The organism is Corynebacterium sp. HMSC28B08 (assembly GCF_001806865.1).
Taxonomy (GTDB): domain Bacteria; phylum Actinomycetota; class Actinomycetes; order Mycobacteriales; family Mycobacteriaceae; genus Corynebacterium; species Corynebacterium auriscanis.
In genome coordinates this window covers 93839-109794 of record NZ_KV786165.1, presented here as the reverse complement: position 1 = coordinate 109794, position 15956 = coordinate 93839, and the positions used below count along the sequence as shown (strand labels likewise).

Genomic DNA, 15956 nt, shown 5'->3' with positions numbered 1-15956 from the left:
GGATAAGAATTTTTCTTCTGCCGTTGCGCAGGTCATGAATCCGCAGCTCGAACCACCTTGGTAGGCTGTAGCAAAGGTATCGCGTGTGAAGGGAGTGCTGCACGATGCCCGAGAATTTTCCGCAATCTGATGGCCAGCGCCGAGAGCTATACGATTTGGCGTACCCAAATCCTTTAGGGGGTGCCACTCCTCAGCTCGAATCGCAGCTCAACACCTCGCTTTCCAACCCGACAGAACGTCCTCAGGTTGATCACGAGGCCGCCGACACCACGGCCACTTTGCCGCTGATGATCGCCCTGCAGGGATATGCGGACGCCGGCCAAGCGGTGCATAATGCAGGCACCCACCTGCTGCAGGCACTCGATAGCCAGCCGCTGGCAAAGTTCCGCGTGGATGACCTAGTGGATTACCGCTCTCGTCGCCCAGGGGTGACCATGGATCACTCCCGGGTCGTTGACCGTGAGGAACTAGCGCTGACACTCGACGTAGTGACAGACACCGAGGGGCAGAAGTTCTTGCTTCTCAGCGGTCCGGAACCGGATCTGAAGTGGGGCGCATTTTCTGATGCGGTGCTGGAACTGGCTCGCAAATTCAACGTTGACAGGGTGGTCACGCTGTACGCGGCACCCATGACCGTTCCACACACCCGTCCCCTCGTGATCTCTGCCCACTCCACTAATTACCAGTTAACGGCGGATTACCACACCTGGGATTCCCGCATGATCTTGCCTGGGGCCGCGGCTCTCGACACGGAGCTCAAGCTGTCCCGCCACGGCTTTGAAACCATTGGATTCACCGCGCATGTGCCCCACTACATCGCTGCCAGTGACTACCCCGAAGCCACGCACAACCTGCTAGAAGCAGTAAGTAAAGTTACGGGGCGCAAGCTCCCGCTGACAGCGTTGGAAAGTGACATTGCGCGCGTGCAATCCCAGCTAACCGAACAAGTGGAGGAATCCGCCGAGATCGGCACCGTAGTACAGGCTCTTGAGCAGCAGTACGACGCGAACGCGGAGCGGATTCGTCGACGCAAGGAAAATACCCTGCTGCAACCTGGCCAAACAATGCCTACCGGTGACGAAATCGGCGCTGAGCTGGAGGCCTTCTTGGCCAATGTCGCACGCGGCGAGACGGATGGTTCATCCGACGCCCCTGAACAGCGTGGCGTCGACCCCCACAAGGGCGCTGGGGAACAACCGGAAGAAGGCCGCGACAGCCGTGAAAAAGACGACGGTGAGGACGGCAACGCCTAGCCGAATGGCCCGTGGCGTGCCGTGAACACCCAAACCAAAGGAAGCTTGAAGCCCCTGTGTCCATTGCATCTGATCTCGCTAGGCTTTTGCCCGACCTCGATGAAGTTCCCGAAAGCTTGGTCGATGATGCGATTCTCGCGTCCTTTCTGGGGTGGACAAGGGACCGCGGAATCACGCTGTACCCCGCGCAGGAAGACGCCGCGACGGCGCTGGTCGCGGAGGACAACGTCATCCTCGCTACCCCCACGGGATCCGGCAAATCAATGGTGGCTATCGCCGCGCACTTCATCGCAATGGCTCGGGGCCAGCGGAGTTTCTACACGGCCCCGATCAAAGCTCTCGTGAGCGAAAAGTTCTTCGACCTCTGCCAAACCTTCGGACCCGAAAACGTGGGCATGATGACCGGCGATGCTACCGTCAACGGCAAAGCGCCGATCATCTGCGCCACCGCCGAAATCGTGGCCAATATCGCGCTGCGCGAAGGTAAGAATGCGCACATCGATCAAGTAGTGATGGATGAGTTTCACTACTACAGTGAGCCCGACCGCGGTTGGGCGTGGCAAGTTCCCCTGTTGGAACTGCCCCAGGCCCAATTTTTATTGATGAGCGCGACATTGGGTGATACCGCGCCACTACAAGAGGACCTAACTGAGCGCACTGGACGCACCAGTACCCTCGTAACGGGCTCTACGCGCCCGGTCCCCTTGGACTTCCATTACGTCTACACCCCCGTACACGAGACAATCGCCGAACTGGTCGCAGAAGGTAAAGCACCGATTTACGTGGTGCACTTCACGCAGCGTGAAGCGATTGAGCGCGCCCAAGCCCTCACCAGTATGTCCCTGCTGGATGATGCGGGGAAGAATGCTGTCGCCAACGGCATTGGTAACTTTCGGTTTACTACGACGTTTGGCAAAACCCTGTCCAAACTGCTTCGTAAAGGCATTGGTGTGCACCATGCTGGAATGCTGCCGAAGTACCGTCGCCTCGTTGAAAAGCTGTCCCAGGAAGGGTTGCTCAAAGTCATCTGTGGAACGGACACGCTGGGCGTGGGCATCAACGTGCCTATTCGCACGGTGCTGATGACGGAGTTGACGAAATACGACGGGATTCGCCACCGCGTCCTGAAGTCCCGCGAATTTCACCAGATTGCCGGGCGCGCCGGGCGCGCGGGTTTCGACACTGAGGGCACGGTAGTCGTGCAAGCGCCGGAACACGAGATCGAGAACTTCCGTGCTCGGCAGCGCGCCGGTTCAGATCCGAAGAAAATCAAGAAGATCCGGAAGAAAGCCGCGCCTGAGGGGCGGGCGACGTGGAGCGAGAAAACGTTTGATCGCCTCAAGGTGGCGGAACCAGAGCAGCTAGTTAGCCAGTTCCGCATGTCTAACTCCATGCTGCTCAACCTTGTAGCTCGCCCAGAATGGACCTACGGTTCCCTGTACCACATCCTGCGCAGCAATCATGACACGCGCGCGAAGCAAAATGCATCAATCATGCGGACGATTGAACTATACCGCGGGCTAGTGAACGCAGGCATTGTGGAGGAGTTCAAGGCCAAAACACCCTCGGGTAAGGACGCACGGCTCACCCAGGATCTGCAACGCGACTTTGCCCTCAACCAGCCGCTGTCCCCCTTCGCATTGGCCGCGTTGGAACTGCTAGATCCCGATTCATCTACGTTCACTTTGGATGTGATCAGCACCTTTGAGGCAGTGCTAGATGATCCGCGGGCCATCTTACTTGCTCAGCAAAAGCAGGCCCGTGGTGAAGAGATCGCCGCCTTGAAGTCCGAAGGTGTGGACTACACCGACCGGATGGCCATCGTGGAAGACATCACGTGGCCACAGCCACTGGCGGAAGAATTGGAAGCAGCCTTCGAAACCTTCTGCGAGGGCAATCCGTGGGCCAAAGACTTCGAGCTCAGCCCCAAATCGGTTCTGCGCGACATGATTGAGAAGGCTATGACCTTCAGTGACATCGTGGCAACCTACGGCCTCGCCCGCGCCGAAGGGGTTGTGTTGCGTTACCTCACGGATGCGTGGCGGACCCTCGAGCATTCGGTTCCGCAGCAGTACCGCACTGATGAACTCGCGGATATTCTGAATTGGCTCGGTGAGTTAATTCGTCAAATCGACTCTTCCCTCATCGACGAGTGGGCCCAGATGGGGGATGAGAACGCGGCACTGACCGAGGAACAGGTGCAAGAGCACGCATTTGGTGTGACGGATCCCAACCTCCTGTCCGCCAATCCCCGCGCCTTGCGCCGCATGGTGCGCAACCACTTCTTCCGTCACGTGGAACTGTTCGCGTTCGAGCGGGAGGAGGCTCTCGAGCAGATGGATTCCTACTTAGACAACCCACCGGACTGGCCGGCTGCGATGGATGATTACTTCGATGAGTATGCCGATCTGGGGGTGGACGCCAATGCCCGCTCCGGCGATTTGATTTCCATCCGGCCGGGAACGGGCGAGGAAGCAGGGCTGTGGTTCGTGAGGCAAATCTTTGACGATCCTGAGGGGGATCACGGTTGGTCGCTGCGCGGCACAGTGGATCTCAATGCGACCGACGAGGCCGGTGAAGTGCGTCTACGCGAGTTGGAAATCATCGCGGGTTAGGCACCGCCGAGGCGCCTAGATGGGCCAGCCCTACCGGCCCTGCATCGTGGATTCCAGCAACTCTCGCGATGCTTTCTCGGCCCTATCGAATGCGACGGTGATGATCTTGCCCAGCTCTGCATAATCACTGCCCCGCGCGCTACTCGTACGGAATACATAGCCCATTTGTCGACCAGCCACAGAGGCCCCACCCGCGAACGTGGCAAAATCCACCCCGGGACGTCGATGTTCAGATGTGATTGAACTCAGCGGAATGAGGGTGATACCTTGCCCCGCGGCCACCAACTGGATCAGCGTATTCAAGCTAGTTGCCCGAGCTAGGTTTCGAACTTCGCCGCTGTTTTTCACAGTGCGGCATAGGTCTAGTACCTGGTCGCGCAAGCAGTGTCCGTCGTCCAGCAGCAACAGTTCGTCCTGGGGGATGTCAGAGACCTTCAAATCTCGCCGTCCGGCCAGCTGGTGACCCTGTGGAACCACAAGCACGAATTCTTCCAGGAAGAGACGCTCGAACTTCAGCCCCGTGGTGGTATCGGGGCTGGCAATAATCGCCAGATCGAACTTCCCAAAACGCAGATTATCCAGCAGAGCTTCGGTTTTATCCTCCGTCACCACCGGTTGCAACGTAGGTAATTTAACGCTGGTCTCGGCTAAGAACTCGGGAAGGATATAGGGCGCCAAGGTAGGGATCATGCCGATAGAGATCCCTCCCTCCAAGCCACCTTGTGCGCCGTGCGCTCTGGTCACAAAGTCGTCGAGACTAGCCAACGTCGCCTTGGCCAAAGGCAGCAGCTCTTCACCGGTGGAGGTGACGATAACCTTACGAGTAGATCGTTCGATGAGCTGAACATCCAGACCGGTCTCCAAAGCTGCCAGTGCCTGCGACAACGACGGCTGGGAAATCCCTAGGTTGGATGCGGCCGTTCCGAAATGCCCGTACTCTGCAATGCTGACGAAAGTACGGAGCTGCGTGATTGTAGGGCGATATTCTCTGGTAGACACATGCTTTAGCTTACAATACAAATCCCCACATTTGCTTAATCTGGGGAAACGATAGATTTGCAGCAGGGGCATTCAAAAGCATTCGTTATGCCTGGGCTAATTCTGTTCACCATTTTCGGATTTTTCGGGGCCACCGAGGCTACCATTGTACGAATCGCAACCTGCTGTGGACACAGAAAACTGCGGGAACCAGCGCAATAGCCTGCCCCGGCACTCTCACCAGTACTAGGAAACAGTTACCTGAGCCACCCCCTCAAATGGCGTGACCTTGCCGAGGAACGCCCGCGAATCTCCTCGGTAGCGAATAGTGTACTCCCCTGGTTTCACCTCCGCGGTGTTCCATTCTACGGTCGCGGTTGTGGTGGAGAAGTTGTTGGCGAACGTGAGCAACGTGGATTCAGAAGAATCGTTGGCAATTACCTTTCCAGATGGATCTTCAATGGTGAGATAGCCTTCGCCGTGGCGTAGATTATTGTTTGGATTCGCGCCAACGAACTCCACTGAAAGGATTTCACCCGCCTTAACCACATCAGGTTTTTTCAACACCTCGCCAAATTTCTTGCCTGCAGGCGGGGTATCCAACCACGGATTCCCCTTCAAGGACTTAGGGATCAATCCAGTGAGGTCACCGGCTGGTCGACCTGCCTCCACGTCTTTTCCATTCTTCATCGCGACCGCCAGATCGTGGAAAACTTGCTGGAATGCGGGCAACTGGTTCACGCCGAAGATTGTCGCGCCACCTTCGTAGTTCTGGGTTTGATATTCCTCTGGTGTGGTGAGGTAGTGACCATAGGAGTTGGTGTACCCCTGCACGACCACTGCAGATGTATCGACGCCCAGAGCATCCGCCACCGTCCGGCGTAGGCGCAGGCCGGATGTGATGGTGGGTTCAAAGCCCAATGCGACCAGAACCAACCCGCCGATCCGGTGGATATAGAACGGGTGGGTCTGCTGAATCATTCCGGGCACGTAGCCCAGTGGAAGCAAAATCTCCTTGTTCCCGTGAATCTTGGCAACCCCCGGTGGGACGGTGACTTCATTCAGGGCTTTCACCCATGGGGTTCCGCCCCGCTCGCCCTCATTCAGACCCAACGCAGGTTCACCCCCGCCATCTTCCTGGGAAGAAGCCGCGAATGCCGCACCCAGAATCGCTGGACCTAATTCACCTGGCTCGCCATCGGGAGTCCATTTCCCATCCACAGTCAACGTGGTGCAATCGACCCAGCGATACCGGACATCGATGCCGCCCTTGCCCATCGCCGAACCCATTCCACCCTTGGCGACACCTTCCATCATTCGCTCACCGAGAATCTTCGCGGATTCACGTTCGTCCTTGCCAGGTCCCGATTTTGGCACCAGTCCGTGGTTTGGTGTGATGTCACCGGGTGTTGCGTTGGCAAAAGCAGCCACGAATTCGGCTTTGTCTGGATAGCGATGGTCAACGCCCACAGCCTCTTCCGTGGCCCATGCGGCATATCCCTTATTGTCCGAGGCGATGTGCTGATACTCACTAGAGAAGCTAGTGGGGTGAATGGAATACCAGTTGATCAAGCCCACCGGGCGATTGTTTTTGGAAACGTGCACGGTGACGCTGCGAGTATCCACCCCGGTCGGGTTCACCAGTTTGTCTTCAGCTGGATTCTTTTCCCACGCCGGACGTGAACGGTTGCGGCCTGCATCTTCGACGGTGGACTCGGCGATGGTGACATCCGCTGGTGAGACATCTTCGTGGGCTCGCTCGATGGCATCCACTACACCCTTGACGGTAGCTTCAAACGTGACTGGCCGGAATCCCGCGGTGGTGAGATCCACCATGAGGTGCTGTGACGTACCACCCGGCGCAACGTGGGTGTGCGTAGCGGTAATGAGCACATTGTGCTCCCCGTACAAGCTTCCGAAACGACCACGCAGACGGCGCAGCACTTCCAACTGGATCGATTGGAACATCAAACCGATGTCCGCAGTGACATGTACGACCCGGTTGTCCGGATTGGCTTCGTCGGCAAAAATGAACGCTCGAGCGTACTGACGGCGCTGAATACCCACTGCCGTTTGTTCCAATACGGCATAGCCGTTAAAACCCGCACCCCAAGGTTCGCCGGTGATATCAGCCATAGCCCGGCCCACGTGCAGGCCGGGAGCGGACGGGTTGGTTGCCCGCGGTTCGGCATTGGCAACACCCTGTTGACCTTCTGAAGAGCCAGCCCACAGGACCGTTCCGGAAACCGCTGCTAGCCCTCCGAAAAACTTACGGCGACTCAACTCGGATTCGAACACAGGGAAAACTGAGGGCGCTGAATCGGAAGAACAACGGTGGCTCACAGCAAGCTCCTTGGGGACTCGTAGAGAAGACATAGCTTCCCAAAAATACTTATGGATTGGAACACATATTAGAAAGTCAAAACCAGCCACGTGGTTAAATTGCCTAAGTTTTATTGACTTCACCCCAATTGATAGTGTTAAGCAGGTGAATCCCGCCAACCCTCAGGACCAAAACACCACTACAACCGGCCCTCGCTCTCGCAAAAAGGGTCATTCGCGGAGCCGGCGGAACAAACCCCTACGCCCCACCCCCGCCCTCACTTATCCTGCCGCTCTACCAGTTAGTGAACGGCACGACGATATCGTTGAGGCAATTCGCGACAACCAGGTAGTCATCATTGCGGGTGAAACTGGTTCCGGTAAGACCACACAGATCCCGAAAATGTGCTTGGAGCTCGGCCGTGGCCGACGCAAGTTGATCGGCCATACCCAACCTCGTCGTATCGCAGCCCGAACTGTGGCAGAGCGCATCGCAGAAGAACTGGGCCACGATGTAGGAGACCCAGAATCGCCCGTGGGCTACAAAATCCGCTTTGATGATCGGACCGCGCCTGCGACCAGCGTGAAGCTAATGACCGATGGTGTGCTCCTCAATGAGATCCAGCACGATGCCATGTTGCGCCAATACGATACGATCATTGTGGATGAGGCCCATGAGCGCAGCCTCAACATCGATTTCCTGCTGGGTTTTCTCAAGCAACTATTGCCCCAGCGCCCCGATCTCAAACTCATCATCACGTCGGCCACCATCGACCCTGAGAGTTTCGCAGAGCATTTCAGCTCGCCCGATGGATCCCCAGCCCCGATCATCGAAGTCAGTGGCCGTACCTACCCAGTGGAAATCCGCTACCGACCTTTACGCACAGAGCACCTAGACGAACAGTCGGGTGCCATTATCACGCAGGAAACCGATCCGCTGGAAGGTCTAGTGGCAGCATGTAGAGAGCTTGTCAAGGAAGGTCCAGGGGACATCCTGTGCTTCTTTTCGGGCGAGCGCGAGATTCGCGATGCAGCTGACGCTCTGGAAACGGAATTCAACTCCAAGGGTCCACGTCGCGTAGATATCCTTCCGCTATTCGGGCGCCTATCCAATGCCGAACAACACCGCGTTTTTAATCCCGGCGGCCGCCGTCGCATTGTATTAGCCACAAATATAGCGGAAACCTCCCTCACCGTACCCGGAATTCATTATGTCGTCGACACCGGATACGCACGTATTTCACGATATTCGCATCGAACGAAAGTGCAGCGCTTGCCGGTTGAAGAAATTAGCCAAGCCAGCGCCAAACAGCGCTCTGGTCGTTGCGGCCGTACAGCTGACGGTATAGCAATACGCCTTTATTCTGAGGAGGATTTTCAAGCCCGTTCCGAATTCACTGACCCCGAAATTTTGCGCACCCACCTGGCTAGTGTCATTCTAGCCATGGCCGCGCTAGGACTTGGCGATATTCAAGAATTTCCGTTTTTACAATCCCCCGATAGAAAATCGATCCGGGATGGTGTGAGCCTACTGCAAGAACTGGGCGCGCTAGAGCAAGGCGGCAATCTAAAATTAACGAACATAGGCTGGGACCTCGCGCGAATCCCTACTGACCCACGACTAGCACGCATGCTAGAGGCAGCGCATCGACACGATGTGCTTGAGCCTGTGGCGGTAATCGTTGCAGCCTTGAGTATTCAAGATGTCCGCGAGCGCCCATTGGAACAGCAAGCCAAAGCTGATGAAAGCCATGCTCGGTTTGCTGCGGATTCAGATTTTATCAGCATTCTAAAACTGTGGTCTTACCTGCAGGAACAACGCCGAGAGCTATCTGGAAATCAATTCCGGAGGCTATGCCAAAATGAATTCATACACTACATGCGTGTGCGTGAATGGATGGATTTAGTGAGGCAATTACTCACGGTTATCCAGGACCTTTCCTGGAAGGTTCCAAATCTTCGTCACATAAGAGACCTAGCAATCGATCCCGCGACGCTCAATGAGGAATCCGTTCATCGCAGTGTGCTTGCCGGGTTGATCACACATATTGGAATGCGAGAAGGAACCAGTCGACAGTTTACGGGTGCGCGTAATTCGCATTTCGTAGTACATCCTTCTTCTCACGTAGCGAAGAAACCGCCGCAATGGGTCATGGCTGCGGAACTGGTAGAAACATCGCAATTATTTGCCCGCACGGTGGGACCCGTTACACCAGAATGGATTGAAGACATCGCTCCACATATGGTGAGGTACAACCACAGCGAACCCTATTGGTCCAGTTCACGGGGGGCCGCAATGGCCCACGAAAAGGTGTTACTATTGGGCCTCCCCCTCGTTGCCGATAGACGCATCAATTTGGGTCGCATCGACCGTCCGCTGGCACGCGAATTGTTTATTCGCCACGCACTAGTGGAGGGTGATTGGTCCACACGCCACCATTTCTTCAAGCGTAATCAGAAGCTGTTGGACGAAGCAGGCATGCTAGAGGACAAGGCTCGCCGCCGCGACATTATCGTCGACGATCAAACGCTTTTTGATTTTTACGACGCCAAGCTTCCAGACAACATCATTTCCGCGAGACATTTCGATTCTTGGTGGAAGAAGGCGCGGCATACCAATCCTGAGTTGTTGGATTTCACCTATGACAATCTGATTGATTCAGAGGAAGCGGCCGCTGCCGCCGATGCTTTCCCCGATACGTGGCGGCAGGGTTCACTGGAGTTCGAACTCCGCTATGTATTCCAGCCTGGCGATCCAGACGACGGAATAACAATGGTGGTTCCGCTACCCCTGTTGGTGAACGTCAGCCAGGAGGAAACGCAGTGGTTGGTAGCTGGATTGCGCCAGGAATTGTGCGTCGCGCTAATCAAGACCTTACCGAAGGCGCTGCGCAAGTCCGTGGTTCCGGCAACCAATTTTGCTGAACGGGCATTGGAGCGGATGGTTCCTTTTGACGGGCCCATCGATATTGCCCTTGCCGATGCCCTACGTAGCTTAGGCGGGAGTGGTATCAACGCGGATGATTTCGATTGGTCGCGTGTGCCGAATCACCTAAGGATGCAGTTCGCTGCAGTTGATCGGCGCGGGAAGGTCGTCGCCAAGGGTCGTCACTTGGAGGCGCTGCAACAGCGCCTGACCGGGCAGATTAACCAGGCTATTGCCCAAGCCACCGCAAGGGCGACCGGCCAGCGCAGTGGAAGCGCGCCCTCCCCGGTCGATGCATCGGCGCATAGCGTGCACTCGGGAAAAAAGCCCTCAAAAACTGGTGGCGGAAAAAGCAATTCTGGCGCCGACCGTGGCACCAAGAATGTGGGAACCACCCGCCCCAGCGGTCAGAGGACCGGTCACTCTGAGGGAACTGGTTCTGGAGGAACTGGCACCGGAGGGGTACTTGCCCGCGAAGATACCTGGACAATCGATGGTATTGGAACCATTCCGGAGACTATTGAAACCGTTATCGACGGGCACACGGTACACACTTATCCGGCACTGAAGCTGGAAAGCGACGGTACCGTCGTGCTTACGGCTCTACCCAGTGCAAATGGAGCAGCCGCCCAGCAGTTTTCTACGGTTCTGCACATGATGGTTGAAAAATGCAAGGTGGCACCTGCCACCATGATTAAGGGATTGCCGTTGCGCCAGCGTGTAGCACTGGAATCGTCTCCCGGCGGATTGGAGCCTCTGCTGGATTCGTTAGTTGCACTGGCCTGCAAAGAAATTCTCACGAAGGCGGGGTCCGTTATCCGTGATCCGGATAAGTGCGCGGAAGTACTAGCCGTCGCCAGTAAACAGGGCCCCTCTTTAGTCCGGCAATATGTAGTGGCCGTGGCCCCTGCCCTTTTAGCTGTTGCCGATATGCGTACCGAGTTGGACGGTTGGAGCGGCGAAGCAATTGACGATATGAAGAAGCAACTGGATTTCTATGCCGGCCCGGGAGCTATCGCACGCGCCGGAATCAGTCAGATGAAACATGTCCCACGCTACGTCGCCGCAATGAGGGCGCGACTGGAGATGATGAATTCAGATCCTGATCGCGAGATGGACTTGGACGACGAGGTCCGCGCGGTCTTGGCGGACTACGCTGAAACAGTAAAGCGCCTGCCCTCAGCCCGCGCGGCTTCCCCGCAGCTCAAAGAAGTACGGTGGTTGATCGAGGAATTACGTGTCAGCCTGTTTGCCCAGCAGTTGGGGACTACGAAGAGTGTTTCGGCACAACGCATCAGAAAAGCCCTAGCCAAGATACGCTAGAGCTGTGCCGCGCTGGCCCGAGAGCTTAGACGGGCCAAGCCTTGGCCTTACTGGCAGCCGTCGGCACGGTGCGCGCGGAGGGATTCAATTTCCCGTTCGAAGTCATCTGCACTGGAAAACGACTTGTAGACGGAGGCGAAGCGCAGATAAGCAACCTCGTCCAGGGTTCGTAGCGGGTCCAGAATCGCCAAACCGATATCGTTAGCTTGGACTTGGGATCCGTGCTGGGCACGTATGGATTGTTCCACCTGTTGTGCCAGCACCTTAAGGGCATCGTCGGACACTTCCCGACCTTGACACGCCCGCCGAACGCCTTTGATGAGTTTGTCGCGGCTAAATTCCTCGGTCACCCCGTTGCGCTTGGTGACTAACAAGATGCTGCGTTCTAGTGTGGTGAAGCGGGTGGCACACTTGTTGCACTCACGGCGCCGGCGGATCGCCACGCCGTGATCGACGGTGCGGGAGTCGACCACTTTCGAGGATTGAGAACTACAGGACGGACACAACACGGCCTTAATGCTAGTCCCACACCCAAATCCCAGAACAGTGGGCTGGTATAACGCGGAACCTGTGGCTGCTGAGAGCCCCCGCCCCTGCGGTTTTCCTACTCTCTATGACTTGCCCTCGACCTACTTCATCTGTGCGATTTGCGCTGGAGCTGTTCCCGACAACTGCACGGGCTCTTCGGCTACCACCGGCGCCAAGGTAATGGAAAGGAAGATAGCCGAGGTGGAAATGATAACTCCGCCCGGAGACGACACTATAGCCAAGGTGCGGCGACGAATACGTTCGAGCAAACCCAATCGCTTCGAATGCGTTCGACAATGGGAGGTGGCTAAGGTATGACCGCTCGCCACGCTACGGGGTGCCCGTTCCAATACTGGACCGGCGAAACGCGTGTTCGAACCTCCACGAGAATCCTCTTGCTCCCACTGGGGTTTAACGGTGTGAGGTCGCCGCACTTCTGCGGTGCGCGGTACGCGGCGACCTGCCACGATCGCATACCCCCGTTGCTGATTGTTTATGTCTGCTAGGGGACGACGGGAAGAAATAACTGGAGTGGACATGTCATAACCTCTTTCTTAGTGTTCTCACTAGCTAAATAAGCGGAAGCGCTCCGAAGGGTGATCCGGTGGCCCATAGCCCGCCGGACAACCCGACTGAAAGCTTGCGATCGCCACATTACGAACCAGGGGCGACAACCCAGCCTCGAACAACCAAGTTTTCGCTCTACTGTTCTATTATGACGACGTTTTACACGCTAGCACGGTTGTTCGATTGTTGTCGAGTGTTTTTTCGAACATTTTTCGAACACCTATGCCAAAACTGTCCGCAACTGCGGTAGTGTAAGAATCGATGAGTCATCAAAGTTAGGAGCCCCCATGTCACCCGCCGGCAGCCAGAAACCCCGATCTGCGAACCCAACGTCCACCGATAGTTCACCCATTACGCCCCCCACCCCATTGCCCAACGCGAGCACGCCACCGCGTCGCGGTCGACCCAAAAAATCCGATGCCGATCGTAAGGCCGAAAAGGCTCAGGGGCGGAAGCAACCAACGGAGCGCCAGCGCCGCATTCTAGAGGTGATTCAAAACTCAAAGAGCTTGCGCGGATATCCCCCAAGTATTCGTGAAATCGCCGATGCAGTCGGCCTGCAGTCAACCTCGTCGGTCTCCTACCATCTCAACCTGCTTGAGGAAGCCGGTTACCTGCGACGTGAGGATAAGAAACCGCGCGCCGTAGACGTTCGTGAATATGAAAAGCGTGGCAAGAAGACCCCAGGGCGTAAACCCGGCCGCCAACAACTCTCTGAAGGTGATGAAAACCTGCCGGCGGCAACCTACGTCCCCGTTGTCGGGCAGATTGCTGCTGGTAACCCCATCCTCGCAGAGCAAAACGTGGAAGCTCACTTTCCACTTCCGGGTGAGTTGGTGGGAGGCGGAGAACTCTTCCTGCTCCAGGTTGTCGGCGCTTCCATGCGGGATGCGGGCATTCTCAACGGTGACTGGGTCGCTGTACGTTCCCAGTCCACCGCTGACTTTGGTGACTTCGTTGCAGCGATGATTGATGGCGAAGCGACCGTGAAGGAATTCCACAAAGATTCTGAGGGACTGTGGCTGCTCCCCCACAACGATCTGTTCGAGCCAATCCCAGCCGAGCACTCCCAAATACTTGGCAAAGTTGTCGCCGTGCTCCGCAAAATCTAACACTCGCCACCCCCGTTCCCCGGCACTCACGCCCGGGGTTCAACTACCTCGCTAGAATTTGTTCGACAGGCCAAAAGTAGTCGGCATATTCCCAGCAAGGAGCGACAGGAGTGCAATCCACCGAACGCAGACGACAGATTGTCTCCCTCGCCGCGGTGCAAGGTCGAGTCACAGTCAACGAACTTGCCGATCGTTTTCGCGTAACGGCCGAAACTATTCGTCGCGACCTCGCCGCCCTCAATGACAGCGGGCTGCTTTATCGCGTACACGGCGGGGCCGTACCCGTGCCTAAGTACCACACTGAATACACCAGTGTGGAAACCCGCTCGAAAGCTAGTATTCAGGCCAAACTGGCCATCGGCCGAGAAGCCGCACAGCATCTGCCTAAACCCGGTTCGACTATTTTTCTCGATGCCGGCACAACCACGGGCGTGCTGGCCGACTACCTAGCCGAACAGTCTGTCAGGGGCAACGCCCCCCATCTGATCGACGCAGACGGTGACGGAATCTCTCCCGGCCAGGCAGAGTCCCGCCGGGATCACTCATCGCCCACCCCCAACAGCGGGGCTACCACGCACTTTCCCCCACTGCGGGTGATCACCAACTCCCTCCACATTGCCTACCGATTGGCAAACACGCCCTCCATTGACATTTTGCTTATCGGCGGTGACGTGCGCCCTCAATCCCGTGCCGTCGTTGGTCCCATCGCCACCCGACAACTGGGTGTGCTTCACGCGGATGTCGCTTTCATCGGTACAAACGCACTCACCATGGCACATGGGCTTTCTACTCCCGACGCCGCGGAGGGAGCAATCAAGCGCTGCATGGTCACCAATGCCGACCGTGTCGTCGCCCTATGCGATTCCTCAAAGTTCGGCTTGGACTACCTGGTCAGTTTTGCCTCCATTGACGATTTATCAATGCTCGTGACTGATCCCGGGGCGCCCGATACTTACGTACAGGCGCTCAAAAATTCGGGAATCGACGTGGTCTTTGCCCAGCCTGGCACCTAGTCAAGCTGTCTACTTTGTTGCCCCTCACCCACATGGTCGTAGAGCCAACGCATCGCTGGGTAGGCCACGATGATCCCCACCGAACCCCATGCAATTCCCTCCAGCGCGATAGAGCCCACATTGAGGGTAAGGTTGCCGATGCCTGCAACGAGCGCTACAGCCGCTGCCGTCAGGTTCACGGGGTCAGTCAGCTTCACCTTGTTATCCTGCCAAATACGCACTCCCAGCAGACCGATCATGCCGTAGAGCACGATCGTTGCCCCGCCAAGAACTCCGGCTGGAATCGTCAGGATCACGGCGCCGAATTTAGGAATGAAGGCCAAGATGATTGCGAAGGTCGCCGCCACCCAATAGGCAGCAGAAGAATAAACACGGGTAGCGGCCATCACCCCGATGTTCTCCGCATACGTCGTAGTGCCACTTCCACCACACCCACCCGCGAGGACAGTGGCGGCACCATCAGCCATCAACGCGGGCCCCGCCAGGTCATCCAGGTTGCGCTGAGTCATGGTTGCTACGGCCTTCACATGCCCGACGTTTTCCGCAATGAGCACCACCACTACTGGCAAGGTCACTGCCACTGCTGCCAGGTGAAATTCGGGCTGGTGAAACTGTGGCAGTCCAACCCATCGGGCGGCGGCGATCGCTTCCCGGGACTCGCTACTAATGCCACCGGTGGTCCATGCGAACACCCAGCCAATAGTCACCCCCAGCAAAATCGCGAGGCGCCCCAGCATTCCCCGCCCCGCCACGGTGATCAATACGATCGCCAACAATGTGACCCCAGCAATAAGAGGCTGCTTCTCCACGTTGGCGGTGGCAGTTGGCGCCAAGTTCAATCCGATGAGCGCAACAATTGCGCCAGTCACGGCAGGCGGCATCACGGCGTCGATAACGCCTCGGCCCAAAGCAGTAACCACGATGCCTACAGCGATGAGGACCGCGCCCGCAGCAATGACACCGCCCAGCTGGGCGCCGATTCCCTGCGCTTGCGTCGCGGTCAATGGAGCGATAAATGCAAAAGAGCTACCCAAGTACGACGGCAGTCGATTTCGGGTGGCCAGCAGAAACAGGATGGTTCCCACACCAGAAAACAGCAAAGTGGTGTTCACAGGAAAACCGGTGAGGGTCGGCACCAACAACGTGGCACCAAACATTGCAATGACGTGCTGCATTCCGATTCCGATGGTGCGACCCCACGATAGGCGCTCTTCGGGCGCGACTACCTCGCCAAAACCGATAGTCTTGCCGTCACCGTGTAGGGCCCACCCAAACCAGGAGCCGTGTTCCGGGGATTTTAAATGGTTACTCACAGCCTC

At 56.9% G+C, this 15956-nt stretch carries 10 protein-coding genes; 5 read left to right on the top strand and 5 right to left on the bottom strand.

Annotated features, from left to right (window positions below):
- The first annotated feature begins 104 nt into the window (after positions 1-104).
- Positions 105-1253, top strand: coding sequence for a PAC2 family protein (locus HMPREF3098_RS05120; protein WP_083284134.1), 1149 nt, complete (start codon positions 105-107; stop codon positions 1251-1253).
- Between the two features lie 56 nt (positions 1254-1309).
- On the top strand, positions 1310-3868 hold the full coding sequence (locus HMPREF3098_RS05115; protein WP_070434251.1) for a DEAD/DEAH box helicase: 2559 nt from the start codon (positions 1310-1312) through the stop codon (positions 3866-3868).
- 30 nt (positions 3869-3898) lie between these two features.
- Here HMPREF3098_RS05115 and HMPREF3098_RS05110 read toward each other — a convergent pair whose 3' ends face one another.
- Complete coding sequence (locus tag HMPREF3098_RS05110; RefSeq protein ID WP_070434250.1) at positions 3899-4867, bottom strand: hydrogen peroxide-inducible genes activator; 969 nt, start codon at positions 4865-4867, stop codon at positions 3899-3901.
- Positions 4868-5092: 225 nt separating this feature from the next.
- Positions 5093-7189 carry a neutral/alkaline non-lysosomal ceramidase N-terminal domain-containing protein gene (locus tag HMPREF3098_RS05105; RefSeq protein WP_070434249.1) on the bottom strand — a complete coding sequence of 699 codons (2097 nt, stop codon included), beginning with the start codon at positions 7187-7189 and terminating at the stop codon, positions 5093-5095.
- Between the two features lie 145 nt (positions 7190-7334).
- Between HMPREF3098_RS05105 and hrpA the strand changes: the two genes are divergently transcribed.
- Positions 7335-11417, top strand: coding sequence for an ATP-dependent RNA helicase HrpA (gene hrpA / locus HMPREF3098_RS05100; RefSeq protein ID WP_083284132.1), 4083 nt, complete (start codon positions 7335-7337; stop codon positions 11415-11417).
- 47 nt (positions 11418-11464) lie between these two features.
- Here the strand turns inward: hrpA and nrdR are convergent, their stop codons facing one another.
- Both nrdR and HMPREF3098_RS05090 read right to left on the bottom strand, forming a co-directional pair.
- Complete coding sequence (nrdR, locus tag HMPREF3098_RS05095; protein WP_070434248.1) at positions 11465-11926, bottom strand: transcriptional regulator NrdR; 462 nt, start codon at positions 11924-11926, stop codon at positions 11465-11467.
- Between the two features lie 120 nt (positions 11927-12046).
- A complete protein-coding gene (locus HMPREF3098_RS05090; RefSeq protein ID WP_070434247.1) occupies positions 12047-12484 on the bottom strand; it encodes a hypothetical protein in 438 nt (145 codons plus the stop codon).
- A 315-nt stretch (positions 12485-12799) separates the two neighbouring features.
- Between HMPREF3098_RS05090 and lexA the strand changes: the two genes are divergently transcribed.
- Positions 12800-13624: a transcriptional repressor LexA gene (gene lexA, locus HMPREF3098_RS05085; protein WP_083284130.1), complete on the top strand. Its 825-nt coding sequence runs from the start codon at positions 12800-12802 to the stop codon at positions 13622-13624.
- 110 nt (positions 13625-13734) lie between these two features.
- On the top strand, positions 13735-14637 hold the full coding sequence (locus HMPREF3098_RS05080; RefSeq protein WP_070434246.1) for a DeoR/GlpR family DNA-binding transcription regulator: 903 nt from the start codon (positions 13735-13737) through the stop codon (positions 14635-14637).
- On the opposite strand, the gene HMPREF3098_RS05075 is transcribed toward HMPREF3098_RS05080, so the two are convergent.
- On the bottom strand, positions 14634-15950 hold the full coding sequence (locus HMPREF3098_RS05075) for a uracil-xanthine permease family protein (protein ID WP_035112900.1): 1317 nt from the start codon (positions 15948-15950) through the stop codon (positions 14634-14636). The genes HMPREF3098_RS05080 and HMPREF3098_RS05075 overlap by 4 nt on opposite strands.
- Between the last annotated feature and the right edge of the window lie 6 nt (positions 15951-15956).

Coding starts and splice junctions, on each gene's coding strand:
- HMPREF3098_RS05120 (WP_083284134.1), top strand. CDS start 105: ATGCCCGAGAATTTTCCGCAATCTGATGGCCAGCGCCGAGAGCTATAC.
- lexA (WP_083284130.1), top strand. CDS start 12,800: ATGTCACCCGCCGGCAGCCAGAAACCCCGATCTGCGAACCCAACGTCC.
- HMPREF3098_RS05090 (WP_070434247.1), bottom strand. CDS start 12,484: ATGTCCACTCCAGTTATTTCTTCCCGTCGTCCCCTAGCAGACATAAAC.